We start from the raw sequence: 12,561 nt of genomic DNA, 5'->3' as shown, positions 1-12,561 counted from the left end.
TTGAATTAATTAATTTTAATCATTGACTCGAACTTAGGAGTCTTGACTCGCTCTATACTTTACTCAACACTAAGCACTCTCAAGAACTGATTTTGAAGTGTTAGATCACTGAGAAAGCCTGGTTTTGCCGTGTTAAAATTAAAAAATTCCTCATTATTCCGGCCGGATTACCGGGGATCTAATAGCCGAAAAGATATTTACATCTTTTTACTTCGGCGTCCACGAATGCTTTATTGAGAACACTATAACAACTCTCATGGTTAAATCTGCTCCTCCCCCCATCGCTAGCCGTAAGCCTTCTAAAGTAGAAGTAATCAAAGAAAATAGTAATTTTTTGCGTGAGCCTGTAGCAACTGAGATTCTTGAAGATACTACTCATTTTACTGAAAATGCTGTGCAACTGTTGAAGTTTCACGGCTCTTATCAACAGGATAACCGCGACAACCGCGCCAAGGGACAGGAGAAAGATTACCAGTTTATGCTGCGGACAAAAAATCCGGGTGGTTTGGTGCCACCCCAGCTGTATCTGGCTCTAGATAAATTGGCAGATGAGTATGGTAACCACACATTACGAGCAACTACCCGTCAAGGTTTCCAACTGCACGGAATTTTAAAGAAGAATCTGAAGATAGCAATTGCTACCATTGTCAACAACTTGGGTTCGACTCTCGGAGCTTGCGGCGACATCAACCGCAATGTGATGGCACCACCAGCGCCGTTTAAAAATCGCCCAGAGTACCAGTATGCTTGGGAATATGCCCAGAATATTGCTGACTTGCTTTCACCACAAACAGGCGCTTATTACGAAATTTGGTTAGATGGTGAAAAGGCAATTAGCGGGGAAGAAAATCCAGAGGTAACAGCAGCACGATCGCGCAATGGTAATGGCACAATCATTCATAACAACCAAGAACCGATTTACGGCACGCACTATATGCCGCGCAAGTTCAAAGTTTGCGTGACGATACCAGGAGATAATTCTGTTGATTTATATTCCCAAGACCTGACGTTAGTGGTAATTACCAATAAGAAACAAGAATTAGAAGGATTTAATCTCTTTGCTGGTGGTGGTTTAGGTAGAACACACAATAAAGAAGAAACTTTCGCTCGGTTAGCAGATCCAATTTGTTATGTAGCCAAAGAAGATGTTTACGACATAGTAAAAGCGATTGTAGCTACCCAACGAGATTATGGCGATCGCACTGACCGCCGTCACGCCAGATTAAAATATCTCATCAACGATTGGGGTGTAGATAAATTTCGTACCCAAGTTGAGGAATACTTTGGCAAACCAGTTGCACCCTTCAAACCACTGCCAGAGTTTAAATATTACGACTTCCTTGGCTGGAACGAACAAGGCGATGGCAAGCTATTTTTAGGAATTTCCATTGACAACGGTCGGATTAAAGATGAAGGTTCTCTGCAACTGAAAACAGCTTTGCGAGAAATTGTCGAGCAATTTAACTTGCACATCCGTTTAACACCTAATCATAACCTGATTTTTTACGATATCGAACCAGATAGCAAACAAGCTATTCAAGAAATTCTCAATCGTTACGGTGTCGTTTCTGACCCTAATCAAATTGAACCTTTAGAACGGTATGCAATGGCTTGTCCTGCTTTGCCTACCTGCGGCTTAGCAATTACTGAATCAGAACGGGCAATACCGGGGATTTTGGAGCGAATTCGCGCTTTATTGGATAAATTAGGTTTACAAAAGGACCATTTTGTGATCAGGATGACAGGTTGTCCTAACGGCTGCGCTCGTCCTTACATGGCGGAATTAGGCTTTGTGGGTAGCGCTCCAGAAAGTTACCAATTATGGTTAGGGGGTTCACCAAATCAGACACGATTGGCGCAACCTTACATTGATAAGCTGCACCATAATGACTTAGAAAGCTTCCTAGAGCCAATTTTTGTTTACTTTAAGAAATCAAAGAAATCTAAAGAAAGCTTTGGTGATTTTTGTGATCGCGTTGGTTTTGATGCCATCCGCGAATTTAGCGCCACCTATGAACCTGGCACAGCTAATGGTGCAAACAAATCACGCCATCGGGTAAATTTGAAAGCTGAGATCTACGGCAAGTTGAAGGAAGTATCCGAAAGCCAAGGTAAGCCAATGACTCAGTTGGTGACCGAAGCCTTAGAAATTTACTTCCAGAATCTTTCCTAAGCTGGAAAATTGAAGATAATGAAATCAAATAGAGACACAGATAAATTCATCTGTGTCTTTGTTGTGTACTCCTAATACTCAACTATGGTAACCACAGCAAAATTTGCAGAAACTAGGGATATGCTGCAAAACATTAGCTGGCAAACATTCAAAGCTATGCTGGCAGATATGGGATGCGAGCGGAATAAAAGGCTAGCTTATGACAACGGAATAGTAGAAATTATGACGCCGTTGATGCCACACGAGAACTCAAACCGTCTAATTGAGGGTTTTATTCTTGTGCTATGTGAAGAATTTGATTTAGAAGTTAAAAGTGCTGATTCGTTGACTATGACGCGCGATGATTTGGAGCAAGGAGCCGAGCCGGACAGTAGTTACTATATTCAAAACGAATTTTGGCGTTGCTGAATTGAAGTATGAAATTTGAAAACTCAATATCTCAAACTCTTGCTCTGTGCGCCTCTGTCTTGGAAAGTTCTGAAGCCTGCGGCAAGCCCTACGGGTTCGGGGGATCGCAATCGACGGAAACCGCCAAGACTGCGACCCCCTCACCGCAAAGCGTCTACGCCGGAAGCCTCCGTTCAGACTTTCCGCTGCGTCTGTGCGTGAAATAAATTCATACCTGAATTCAACAACGCCTAGAAAAATGTCTCAACTGCAAAGAATTGCGATCGCACCCTCTCAACTCCAGCAACAGCAAATTTTGCTCAGCAAAGAACAGCAACATTATCTAGTGCGAGTTTTGCGCTTGCATGAAGGCGATCGCTTTATTGCAATGGACGGTAAAGGAAAATCTTGGTTAGTACAGCTTGCAGGAGAACAAGCGCAAGTTTTAGAACCCATCTCAGTAGAAACTGAATTACCTGTAACAATTACGCTGATAGTGGCGTTACCCAAAGGCAATGGATTCGATGAAGTCGTGCGTTGTTGTACGGAATTGGGAGTAACTAGTATTGCGCCAGTATTGAGCGATCGCGCTTTGCTTCATCCTAGTCCCCAAAAACTCGAACGCTGGCGGCGCATCGCAGCAGAAGCTGCCGAGCAATCAGAACGCTCATTCGTACCCACAATTTTAGAACCTGTTACTTTTAACACGGGTTTGTCATCAGTCATTGATCCTTTGTCATTGGCGAATAGCCAACAATATATTTGTGTGGCGCGTGGTGAGTTCCCCCATTTAAGAGATTGCTTACACTATAAGGAGCAAGAAACAATTGTCATCGCCACTGGTCCAGAAGGCGGATGGACAAAACAAGAAATTGAAAATGCGATCGCAGTTGGATTTCAACCTGTTTCCCTTGGTCGTCGCATCCTCAGAGCAGTGACAGCGCCAGTAGTAGCATTATCCCTGATTACCGCAGCTTGTGAAGTATAAATGAGTTATGGCTCACGCAGAGGCGTGAGATATTTCTTAGCGTGGATTGAAACATGATTGAGCAAGTTGCGATCGCCTTTGACAATAAAGACTATCAAAAAGCTGCTAAATTACTCAAACAGCTGCAAAAAGAATCACCAGAACATCCTTGGGTACAATTTTATCTGGCTCGGCTGCATGAAGTATCTCAAAAGTATCAAGATGCAGAAAAAATTTATCGGCACCTGCTGCGAGATACGAGGAATAGTAGAATAGTGACGCTAGCACGGCAAGGTTTAGCACGGTTGCAAGAAATTGAGCAAGAACAAAGACAACGAGCTATTGCTAAAGCAACATCACAACCTAGTAACACTGAACTTGGCGTACTAATCTTAGAACCTTTGAGTAACGAACTCAAAACAGAAGTATCTCGAAAATTTGCCCAGATAATGCAAATAGATCCCTACAGTGCACGGCTAACGCTACCGAGTCGTGGCTGGAGACTATATCGCACCGGACAAGTAGGAGAACTAAAATTTTACGGAGAACAACTACAACAAGCTAATATTCCCTGTTTCTGGACAACAATAACTGCCATTCAAGAAATTCAAGTTTTTCAAGTCAAGTATTTTTCTGAATCTCAACTAAAAGCTACCGTTGTTTGCCGCAACCAAGCGAACCAACTCGGTTCTTTAACTTTTGATTGGTCAGAAGTCACAGCACGAGTAGTAGGACTTTTGCCGATTTTTGAACAAGTTGTAGATATTGACGCTCATCGGAAACTGGAACGGAAAACTCAAACACAAGACTATGCTCAGTTTTGTGATTTACACCTACCTGGTAGACGTTGTATTCTACGACTTTCTGATAATAGCTATGAATTTCAGCAAGGTTTAGAAATTATTGCTCAAGCTAGCCAAAATACAATCAGAATTAATTGGAATAGTTTATCAAAYTGGATTAACCAGCAACTACCTCATGTCAAAAATTGGTCAGATTTCACACCCTTTGCAGATACAGCATTAGAGCAAACAGAAATGCTGGGTAAAATTCAATCTCATATTTACCTATTTCGTAGGGAACAAACTAATTGGGATTCAGCTTTTCATTTGTACAGTGGATTAGTGTTTGTTAAATAATTGGTAAAAAAGTATAAAATGACACATCAGATAACGTTCCCGATGACAGCAGCCCTAGCTTTTCGACAGCCTCTACAGCCGTTTGCTGATTCTCTGAGCCGCCAAAGACCGATGAGGCAAAAGCTAGAAGAATCAGTCTCAGCCAGCAACAATCAGTTAGAAATCATCAGCACCACTGGCTTGGATGAAGCAGCAATTACCGAACTAACCCAACACTTAGAATAAATAAGCTTACCTTCAAGCTTTGGTGGTGAAATCGTCTTCGAGTTCACTATTAAAAAAGATCGGGTAGCAGCAATAATGATTAGATGAAGAAGCCTCAACTCAAAAAGATGCAGCTGTAGTGGAGAAAATTAAGCGATCACTCCTAACTTGGAGACTTCCCCAATCTACAACTGCTAAAGTAGTCTTGATATTGTGTATTCAGACTTAATTTGTAGAGACCATATTATGGTCTCTTGAGATTTAATTACGAGTTTTAACTTGGCGTGCCATGTCTAAATAAGCACTCATATTCGCTCCTGGACGCCGACGCCCATTAGAGATATTACTCGAAGGAGCAAGATACTTGGGTGCAAAGGTGGTTTCGGTTGGCTGCTCTTTTAGGACTTTTGCTGCCGCAGCTTTTTCATTATTGCCAGGTTGAACTTTTAGACCCTCAGCAGTTTGGACTAACTCAACATCAGCTGGTTTTGGATTTTTAGATGATTTTGCTTCTTTAGTTGATTTAGTTGATTTTGCTTTACCATTATTTGTCTCGGCTTTTGCTCCGTTCAATGAAGCTGGCTTGGATGCATCTGGTGTATCTGATGTAATTGCTTCTGTTACTTTTTTCGCGCTGGATGCAACCGTCTCTACTACTTTGATCGCATTCGACGCTACCTCTTTAGCTGCCTCTTTAGCAGTATCCTTAGCCTCGTCCAATTCTAAGAAGTAGCCGTTGCTTTTTTTCTTCCCTGGTAACAAGCTCGTCACAAAACCTAAAATACCGCCAACAAAACCTTGAATACCTGAAATCAACTTTTTGATAAAATCCATTACAATTACTCCTGCCTTTTATATTTGAAATTCGACCGTAATTGTTAATAATTACGATAAAATGTTACATTTTTTTGCTTTGCGTCACCCTATTCTGGTAACAACCCTTATAGGTTTGTGTTTAATGAACATTGTAGTAAAACGACAGGATAAATGCTTTATTGCAAGTATCTGCCAAGCTATATACCGAGAACTAATTATTAAATTTTACTGTAACTTAGAGCAAGATTCTGAAAGCCAGCTTCATAAAAATTAATATTTCTTAGTTTAATAATTTAGGCAAGCTCTTTGGTTTCAACTAGTAAAAGGAGTGTCATAGCCTGTCAGCAGATAGCTACGATATTAAGTTACATTTATTACAAGCTTGCTCCTAAAGTATCTGAAGTTTTGCTAAGATATCTCAATCAAAAATCCGAAAAGCAAGAACTTGAGTTTGTAGAGCAGTATGTACTTACAAAAGTTAAATACACCACCTAAATTTAGCTAGATTTTGTAAATGAACATTGAAAATCAGCAACGCAATCCCGTTTTATTAATACACGGAATTGACGATACAGAGGCAGTTTTTCGGAAGATGAGACCGTATCTTATACAACAATGTCTTCCCGTACATGCCCTGAATTTAGTACCTAATAATGGCGATTTGGGTCTTGATGAGTTGGCAAAGCAAGTAGCCGATTATATCACAACTAACTTTGGCTGGGAACAACCACTGGATTTGGTAGGCTTCAGCATGGGAGGAATTGTCAGCCGTTACTATGTCCAGCGGTTAGGAGGAATTAACCGCGTGCAGAGGTTTATTACAATCGCTTCGCCCCATCATGGAACTGTAGTTGCTTACGGTTCTCGGCGTCCAGGTTGCATACAAATGCGCCCCGATAGCCTTTTTCTCAAGGATTTAAATTCTGATGCTGTAATGTTGAAGCAACTAAATTTTACATCTATCTGGACACCTTATGATTTAATGATTGTCCCTGCAAATAGTTCGCAAATGCCCGTTGGACAGCAAGTAATAGTACCAGTTGCTCTACACCCTTGGATGCTGACAGACTCCGGAAGTTTAGCAGCAGTAACAGCAGCTTTAGCACAGCCTATTAAGCTACCCCTACTGAAGAAAAAATCCAGTCAGTAATTAGCACACTTGCCAAGCTTGATTTATTTTTAATTACGAATTATGAGTTGCATATTTTGCTTCTCGCCAAAAGCAAGTATTAGGAATTATTTAAGTTCTATCCCCAATTTGGGCATGTTCGTAACTTCCAAAAATCGCTTCTGGATAACGATAATACTTAAACTCCATTAGGTTATAAAAAGGATCTTCTAAAAAGAAAGTGCGATGCTCAAGTAGAGAATTGACAAAGCGACTTTTACTTTCTTCGCGAAAAATTAGCTGTTGCTGTTGCGCCCTTTCTAGTAAGTCCTCCCAGTCACGTTCTTGGGTAAAAATTAGTCCAAAGTGTCTGGGATATATGGTCTGTTGGGCTGTCAAAAGTTCTTTGGTGACATGAGCTACTAATTGATGACCGTAGAGATTGAGAATTAGGGCATGGCGGTTTTCACGACCGGGAATACAGCCCAAACCATCTACATAATATGTTTTTGTCTGGGCAATGTTAGTTACAGGAAAAGCAAGATGGAATAAAGTTTGACTCATAGCTTGTATAAAAAACTAATAGTTGATGATATTTACAATTTCTGCTGTCAAGTTTTGATTGTGGTCAACTGGAACACAGTTTTAATTGACATTAACTTATATCCTTTGTTCTATAGTAATCTGCTTTGATTTTTGAACTTATTTGCTACACAGGGGGTAGCGAATAGGAAATCAGCCTTTTTGAGGTGAGAGCGAGTTTTTTGTTGCAATCAAATAGGAGTTTTCTAATACAAATATATTACTTGGTCTGGAAAGGTGTCATAAATAAAACAGTAAATGAAAGAAATTGGTTATCCTATTGATATTCAGATAAAAATGACTCTTGATTAATTACTGATGTCACCCTCAATTGATTCTGTAAATCCCTGGTTGGTGGGAATAGGATTAAACACAATTTTATTGGGTTTAGCTGGGATTGCACCGAAAAAGCTGCTCACAAGAACTGGATTATTCCACGCCTGGTTACTGGCCATAATAATTTGGGGAACTTTAGGCTGGCAAGGTTATGCAGTAGTAATGTTCTATTTTCTAGTTGGTTCTGGCGTTACTCGCATTGGAATGGCACAGAAGGAGGCAGAAGGAATTGCCGAAAAGCGTTCTGGGGCAAGAGGCCCAGAAAACGTCTGGGGTTCTGCTTTGACTGGGGCGCTGTGTGCTTTGGCAGTAGGGCTACTCAATTCGGGATTGATTATACCATTACCCCAATCCCTAGTCCCCAGTCCCCAGTCCCTTTTATTATTAGGCTATGTAGCGAGTTTTAGTACCAAGCTTGCTGACACCACTGCCAGCGAAGTTGGTAAAGCATACGGTAAAAGCACCTTTTTAATTACCACCTTCCAACCAGTGCCCCGTGGCACCGAAGGAGCGGTAAGCTTAGAGGGAACTTTAGCTGGTGTTGTGGCTTCTGTAGCGATCGCCCTTGTTGGTTGGGGAGTTGGTTTAATTGATATATTGGGCATAGCTTGGTGTGTGCTAGCAGCATTTATTGCCACCAATTTAGAAAGTGTAATTGGGGCAACACTGCAATCAAAATATACCTGGATGACCAATGAAGTGGTAAATATTTTTAATACATTAATTGGTGCGATCGCAGCTGTAATATTTGCTTGGGTATGGGTAATTTGGCATTGATAAACCAAGACTTTGCTTAATTGAAGCAAGTAGTCCAGAGAATAAGCGATGAATTATTTTTCAGCTTTTTTGGTTGATTTTACTTAATTATCTAATTATTTGTCCAAATTTATCCAGTCTTTTTCAGAGAATTTGCTTCGGCTTGCTTGTGGGCGATCGCTGAAATTTTCAATCCTGTTTTATCTTCCCAAGAGCGTATAACTATATTGTGGAAAGCTATATTATCAAAAAGGCGTTCTGATACAAACAGAATTTTCAATCGCTTTCTCACCTCAGACCTTCTCCTCTTCAATTAGCAGTTATATATTTTTTGGTAATTTCCATGCAAGTAAGTTGGCACAATAAAACTAAACTGTGTCAATAAAAGTAAATAACGGCTCAAACGCTTTTCCTGCCTACTAAACAGTCCCTTATTTTCTGCTTTATACAAACAATAATTATTTATGCCGACATACTAGATTAATTTATAAAATCTTTATCATAATAATTCATCAATGACAAGATGATTTCTATATGATTTAATTTGAAAGTCCTATGAGTGTTTAACCATTTTTACATAATTAGTTCATGGAATCTTTACCATTTTTGACAGTCAATGACCAACCTATTTCTATTGAGGAAGCAGTAAAATATCTGCAAGCCTCAGGAAAATTGGGACAGTACATTGGGGATATTCTCCGCCAGCACGTAATTGAGCAAGAAATACGAACGCGAGATGATATCCAGATTGGTACAGCAATCACAGAGCAGGCAATTATTGACTTTAGACTCAATAATCAATTGACTGACCCCCAAAGCTTTCAAGAATGGTTAAAGAGGAATAACACAGATTACATAACATTTCATACATCTGTTACTTTTGGTTACAAGCTAGAAAAACTCAAAGCCGTAGTGACAGAATCAAAACTTCCAGAATATTTTATTGAACGCAAAATTTTTTTAGACCGAATGGTACTTTCTCGGATTGTTGTTGATAATCGGGAACTGGCAGATGAACTACAAATCCAAATTGAAGAAGGAGGTAGCTTTGAGCAACTAGCTAGAGAGTATTCACTTGCAGATGACCGACTTTTGAACGGCATGATGGGAATAATTAGCCGAGGAAGTCTGCCAGATCCACTACGGGCAGCTATTGATGTAGCAAGTCCCGGACAAGTCGTAGGACCAATAGAAATGGTTGGCGGAACCTCCTTGCAAGGAGAAGTACCTTATGGTTTGTTTCGAGTAGAACAATTTCTGCCAGCATCTTTAGAAGATACTCAACTAAAGCAAGCACTACAAAATGAATTGTTTGAGAAATGGCTAGCAGAGAAAATTCAAAAACTGACAGTCAAATTACAAGTGAGTTAAAAATTCTGGATAATGAATCTCTACGATTAGAAGTGCTAGCTTCTTTACCTTGGAATCAACCGCCCCTATGTTGGTTGACTCCCGAACAACAATCCAGATTGCAAGATGAATCTCAAGCCCGTCAGTATCGTTTAGGAGATAAAATCTGGTCAAGCGATATCGGCGGTTACCAATTCTTGATTGTCACTGGGAAAGTGCGTTTGCGAGATGGCAGAACAAACCCATCTAAGGGGCTGTCTCAAGAACGTGTTGGTAAACCTATACCTGCACTAGGTGCAGGGGATTGGTTTGGCGATTTACAAAAGCTGCCTGGGGATTTTAAAGCTGTAGCTGCTAGCAAAGAAGTGATAGTAGTGTGTTGGGCTACAGCACTATGGGCAGAATTTTATCACCCACAAATTCACGAGTTTTGGCAAGCATTACCAGTGGAGAGGGAAGTAGAAAAAGAGACATTTTCTTTTTCTTCCACAACAATTCCCCTACCCCCAGCTGCGGAGGATACTCCCCCACTCCAACTGCAAAAAGGACTTCCAGCCGCCAATCTAATTATTCCGAATTATCCTTTTGTTGGCAGTTGGAATACTGCTGCTGCATGTTTAACCATGGTGGCGCAACAATTAGAAAATTCTGTGCAACTAGAATGGGTGCAACGCCAACTCAGAGGACAACGCCCTAAAAATGTTGTAGAAGCAGCAGAAAAAATGGGTTTAGTGTTGCGGCGCTTACGTGTGAGTTGGGGTGAGTTGCGGCAAATATCATTTCCAGCTTTATTGTTGTGGAATTCCGACTTACCTCAGAGTCCCTCTTGGGTGGTAGCCTATGGAGTTAGAGGCGATCGCCTGATTATCGCTAATCCTCTAAATCCGGATCGTGTTTGTGAAGGCTTACCCCAGTCAGTGGTTGAAGCGTCTTGGGATGGACAACTCTGGCAAGTAGAACTAATATCCCGACAAGAAAAATTTAACCTTAGTTGGTTTACCCCAGCAGTTTGGAAGTATAAGAAACTGCTGGGCGAAGTATTGTTAGCATCTTTTACCTTGCAGCTTTTAGGGTTAACAACACCCTTAATTACGCAAGTCGTTATTGATAAAGTGATGGTGCAGGAGAGTTTGCCGACTCTTGATGTCATGGCGCTGGCGCTGTTTTTCGTCGCCATATTTGAGTCTATACTCGGTATTTTGCGCTTATTTATCTTTACTCATACAGCTCGCCGCTTAGATTTGAGTTTATCAGCACAACTGTTTCGCCATCTGATGCGTTTGCCTTTGGCTTATTTTGAGTCGCGGCGTGTAGGAGACACAGTAGCACGAGTCCAAGAACTCGAACAAATCCGGCAGTTTCTCACAGGTACAGCATTAACTGTGATTTTAGATAGCATCTTTGCTGTGGTCTACCTAGCATTGATGTTTTACTATAGTATCCCGCTCACCTTTGTGGCATTAGCTGTATTGCCACTATTTGCTACATTGACAATAGTTGCAACACCAATTCTGCGTAACTGGCTCAATGAAACTTTTAACCGGAGTGCTGATAGTCAATCCTTTTTAGTCGAGACAGTAACGGGGATTCACTCCGTTAAAGCTCATGCAGCCGAACCAGTAGCACGCGATCGTTGGGAAGGCTTATTTGCTCGCTTTATCCGCACAGGTTTTAAAGCCTCTACTACCTCTAATATCAGTAGCAATATTGGTGACTTTCTCACCAATTTTTCCACCTTGCTGATTCTCTGGTTTGGAGCCAAGTTAGTCATCGAACAAAAGCTCACAGTTGGACAGCTTGTCGCCTTTCAAATGTTGTCCGGTAGAGTCACAGGGCCGCTTTTGCGCTTAGTACAATTGTGGCAAAACCTCCAACAAGTCCTACTTTCCGTAGACCGTATTGGTGACATTCTCAACGTCTCTCCAGAAGCCGAACAGGGAACTGGGTTAGTTTTACCACCCCTCAAAGGTCAAGTCAGCTTCGAGCAAGTATTTTTTCGCTACCGACCGAACTTTGAACCAGTTTTGCGGGGAATATCTTTCAATGCCGAACCAGGGCAATTTGTCGGCATTGTTGGACGCAGCGGTTCTGGTAAAAGTACCCTTTCAAAGCTATTGCAACGCCTCTATCAAATTGAATCAGGACGCATCCTGATCGATGGTTTTGATATTAAAAGTTCTGATTTAGCATCACTGCGGCAACAAATTAGTGTAGTTCTCCAAGAAGACTTTTTATTTAACGGTTCTATTTTGGAAAATATCACTCTCGGCAATCCTGACATTAGTGCAGAGCAAGTGGTAGAGGCAGCAAGACTAGCCGTAGCACACGACTTCATCAGTCAATTACCCTACGGTTACGAAACCAATGTGGGCGAACGTGGCACCGCTTTATCTGGTGGACAGAGACAACGCATTGCCCTAGCAAGGTTATTCCTTTCCCAAGCGCCGATTTTAGTTTTGGATGAAGCTACCAGTGCTTTAGATAGTGAAACTGAACAACAAGTACTACAAAACCTACAAAGAATTTCTGCTAATCGTACCGTCTTTTTGATTGCTCACCGCTTTGCTCCCCTCAAACGTGCCGATTTGATTTTAGTGTTAGAGCAAGGTGTGATTGCCGAACGTGGTACTCACTCACAGTTATTGCAACAAAAAGGTTTGTACTGGTCACTATATCAACGGCAGCAAGCAAATATATAGTAGATTAAATTAGTTCAAAGCTTGTAGCTAGATAAAATATAAAC

General features: G+C 41.1%; 12 protein-coding genes and 2 pseudogenes. 11 read left to right on the top strand and 3 right to left on the bottom strand.

What is annotated here, in order from left to right; all coding sequences use genetic code 11:
• The first annotated feature begins 256 nt into the window (after positions 1-256).
• The 7 genes and pseudogenes from sir to FCR06_RS34795 all read left to right on the top strand — a co-directional run.
• Positions 257-2,173 carry a sulfite reductase, ferredoxin dependent gene (gene sir / locus FCR06_RS15800; RefSeq protein WP_138501266.1) on the top strand — a complete coding sequence of 639 codons (1,917 nt, stop codon included), beginning with the start codon at positions 257-259 and terminating at the stop codon, positions 2,171-2,173.
• An 84-nt stretch (positions 2,174-2,257) separates the two neighbouring features.
• Positions 2,258-2,566: pseudogene (locus FCR06_RS15795) on the top strand (Uma2 family endonuclease); the annotation flags it as partial.
• Between the two features lie 30 nt (positions 2,567-2,596).
• Positions 2,597-2,782 carry a hypothetical protein gene (locus tag FCR06_RS15790; protein ID WP_138501264.1) on the top strand — a complete coding sequence of 62 codons (186 nt, stop codon included), beginning with the start codon at positions 2,597-2,599 and terminating at the stop codon, positions 2,780-2,782.
• Between the two features lie 37 nt (positions 2,783-2,819).
• A complete protein-coding gene (locus FCR06_RS15785; protein WP_138501262.1) occupies positions 2,820-3,548 on the top strand; it encodes a 16S rRNA (uracil(1498)-N(3))-methyltransferase in 729 nt (242 codons plus the stop codon).
• Between the two features lie 53 nt (positions 3,549-3,601).
• A complete protein-coding gene (locus tag FCR06_RS15780; protein ID WP_138501260.1) occupies positions 3,602-4,666 on the top strand; it encodes a tetratricopeptide repeat protein in 1,065 nt (354 codons plus the stop codon).
• 18 nt (positions 4,667-4,684) lie between these two features.
• Positions 4,685-4,891 carry a hypothetical protein gene (locus tag FCR06_RS15775; protein WP_138501258.1) on the top strand — a complete coding sequence of 69 codons (207 nt, stop codon included), beginning with the start codon at positions 4,685-4,687 and terminating at the stop codon, positions 4,889-4,891.
• Between the two features lie 91 nt (positions 4,892-4,982).
• Positions 4,983-5,099, top strand: a pseudogene (locus FCR06_RS34795) (hypothetical protein); the annotation flags it as partial.
• Positions 5,100-5,131: 32 nt separating this feature from the next.
• On the opposite strand, the gene FCR06_RS15770 reads toward FCR06_RS34795, so the two are convergent.
• A complete protein-coding gene (locus FCR06_RS15770; protein ID WP_138501256.1) occupies positions 5,132-5,704 on the bottom strand; it encodes a hypothetical protein in 573 nt (190 codons plus the stop codon).
• Between the two features lie 496 nt (positions 5,705-6,200).
• On the opposite strand from FCR06_RS15770, the gene FCR06_RS15765 reads away from it, so the two are divergent.
• A complete protein-coding gene (locus tag FCR06_RS15765; protein ID WP_138501254.1) occupies positions 6,201-6,836 on the top strand; it encodes an esterase/lipase family protein in 636 nt (211 codons plus the stop codon).
• 90 nt (positions 6,837-6,926) lie between these two features.
• Here FCR06_RS15765 and FCR06_RS15760 read toward each other — a convergent pair whose 3' ends face one another.
• The gene (locus tag FCR06_RS15760) at positions 6,927-7,358 is read right to left on the bottom strand and encodes a VOC family protein (protein ID WP_138501252.1); all 432 of its coding nucleotides are present in this window, start codon (positions 7,356-7,358) and stop codon (positions 6,927-6,929) included.
• A 336-nt stretch (positions 7,359-7,694) separates the two neighbouring features.
• Here FCR06_RS15760 and FCR06_RS15755 point away from each other — a divergent pair, with 336 nt between their 5' ends.
• Positions 7,695-8,489, top strand: coding sequence for a TIGR00297 family protein (locus FCR06_RS15755; protein ID WP_138501250.1), 795 nt, complete (start codon positions 7,695-7,697; stop codon positions 8,487-8,489).
• 109 nt (positions 8,490-8,598) lie between these two features.
• On the opposite strand, the gene FCR06_RS32680 is transcribed toward FCR06_RS15755, so the two are convergent.
• Positions 8,599-8,760, bottom strand: a complete 162-nt coding sequence (locus FCR06_RS32680; RefSeq protein ID WP_189523442.1) for a hypothetical protein — start codon at positions 8,758-8,760, stop codon at positions 8,599-8,601.
• A gap of 296 nt (positions 8,761-9,056) precedes the next feature.
• On the opposite strand from FCR06_RS32680, the gene FCR06_RS15750 reads away from it, so the two are divergent.
• Both FCR06_RS15750 and FCR06_RS15745 read left to right on the top strand, forming a co-directional pair.
• Positions 9,057-9,839, top strand: coding sequence for a peptidylprolyl isomerase (locus tag FCR06_RS15750; RefSeq protein WP_138501248.1), 783 nt, complete (start codon positions 9,057-9,059; stop codon positions 9,837-9,839).
• The gene (locus tag FCR06_RS15745; protein WP_138501246.1) at positions 9,788-12,517 is read left to right on the top strand and encodes a peptidase domain-containing ABC transporter; all 2,730 of its coding nucleotides are present in this window, start codon (positions 9,788-9,790) and stop codon (positions 12,515-12,517) included. Before FCR06_RS15750 ends, FCR06_RS15745 begins: the two co-directional genes overlap by 52 nt.
• Positions 12,518-12,561: the final 44 nt, after the last annotated feature.

This window comes from Nostoc sp. PA-18-2419, from assembly GCF_005869855.1.
Classification (GTDB): domain Bacteria; phylum Cyanobacteriota; class Cyanobacteriia; order Cyanobacteriales; family Nostocaceae; genus Nostoc.
Note: the sequence above shows the minus strand (reverse complement) of the source record. Positions and strands in the feature narration are given on the sequence as shown.

Coding starts and splice junctions, on each gene's coding strand:
- sir (WP_138501266.1), top strand. CDS start 257: ATGGTTAAATCTGCTCCTCCCCCCATCGCTAGCCGTAAGCCTTCTAAA.
- FCR06_RS15785 (WP_138501262.1), top strand. CDS start 2,820: ATGTCTCAACTGCAAAGAATTGCGATCGCACCCTCTCAACTCCAGCAA.
- FCR06_RS15775 (WP_138501258.1), top strand. CDS start 4,685: ATGACACATCAGATAACGTTCCCGATGACAGCAGCCCTAGCTTTTCGA.
- FCR06_RS15770 (WP_138501256.1), bottom strand. CDS start 5,704: ATGGATTTTATCAAAAAGTTGATTTCAGGTATTCAAGGTTTTGTTGGC.
- FCR06_RS15765 (WP_138501254.1), top strand. CDS start 6,201: ATGAACATTGAAAATCAGCAACGCAATCCCGTTTTATTAATACACGGA.
- FCR06_RS15760 (WP_138501252.1), bottom strand. CDS start 7,358: ATGAGTCAAACTTTATTCCATCTTGCTTTTCCTGTAACTAACATTGCC.
- FCR06_RS15755 (WP_138501250.1), top strand. CDS start 7,695: ATGTCACCCTCAATTGATTCTGTAAATCCCTGGTTGGTGGGAATAGGA.
- FCR06_RS15750 (WP_138501248.1), top strand. CDS start 9,057: ATGGAATCTTTACCATTTTTGACAGTCAATGACCAACCTATTTCTATT.
- FCR06_RS15745 (WP_138501246.1), top strand. CDS start 9,788: ATGGCTAGCAGAGAAAATTCAAAAACTGACAGTCAAATTACAAGTGAG.